Source organism: Kocuria sp. ZOR0020 (genome assembly GCF_000800955.1).
In the GTDB taxonomy this organism is placed as follows: domain Bacteria; phylum Actinomycetota; class Actinomycetes; order Actinomycetales; family Micrococcaceae; genus Kocuria; species Kocuria subflava.
In genome coordinates this window covers 1-1,047 of sequence record NZ_JROX01000331.1, presented here as the reverse complement: position 1 = coordinate 1,047, position 1,047 = coordinate 1, and the positions used below count along the sequence as shown (strand labels likewise).

Here is a 1,047-nt window from a genome sequence, read left to right as displayed (position 1 = left end):
GACACCCCGTTGCTGGTGATCTCAGCATCAGGTGGTGATCTCACGGGCGGTGTCACGTGTTTGCTAACGTAACGGCATGGATCCCCTGACCGTTCAGACGCATCTGCTGCCCTGGGCGTCCTCTCTGAAGCACTCGGGGCAGAAGCTGGATGCAGCGTTGCGCGCGGCTGAGGCCATGATGGCGGCCCGCGTCCCGGACCACGGCGATGTCTGCGCCCGGATCTACCAGCGTTACGCCCAGACCACCAGTGTGAACAGAGCGCAGGCCGAACGGATCGAGCTGCTGGCCATGACCTGCCTGATGATCGCAACCCTCACTCCTCAGCCTCCACCGCACGCCACTCAGACACTGATGATGCGATTCCACACGGTCAACAGGACCCAAGGAGCCCGTGTTCGCCCCATTCACGACGACGAATGGAACGCCGCCTGCACAGCCATAGCCCTCAGTGGAACGGGAGGTCCGGCCCACGGGTTGCTGACCCACATGCTGCCGGAGGCCACGTGGCGTCAGGACCCTGCACGCTGTGAGGTGCTGTTGGCCGCCATGGAGACTTCGGCAAGTTGTGACGTGGACCCCTTCCTACGGAGGCTGGAGCAGGAAACTCCCGTGGACGCCGCTGATGTGGCCCGCGCTGACATGGCGCTGCAGGTCCGCCGTAACCGGCAAGAAAACCCTCCGCAGGAGGTGCCCACCGGACCCGCTGCGTTGACGCTGTATCGCGAACTCAGCGATCGATTGGTTCGGGCCGGGGTGGGCGACGCCCAGCGGTGGCAGGCCGCCGAGCAACGTGTTCTGGAGCTGATGGGCTGGATGGGTGCCGCCAACCGGACGCAGCTGTTGGAGGTGATGCTGCGGGAGGGTGGGTGTGCTGCCGTTGTGGAGCATGCGGAATCCGGTGGCAGTGACTCCGCCGCGCGGGAGATTGCCGGCGACCAATTGCGCTACATGGAAGTGACCAGCAGGACGGGTCAGCACATAGTCAGGGTCCCTGGATGGGCGGTTGACACCACCGAGGACCAGGTGTTCGTAGCGATCTATCCAGA

Annotated in this window: 1 protein-coding gene; it reads left to right on the top strand. The window is 64.5% G+C overall.

Annotation, left to right across the window (positions count from 1 at the left end; genetic code table 11):
• Positions 1-76: 76 nt before the first annotated feature.
• Positions 77-1,047 (top strand): hypothetical protein (locus L979_RS13535; protein ID WP_047692746.1); only part of this gene is annotated, 971 nt, incomplete at its 3' end.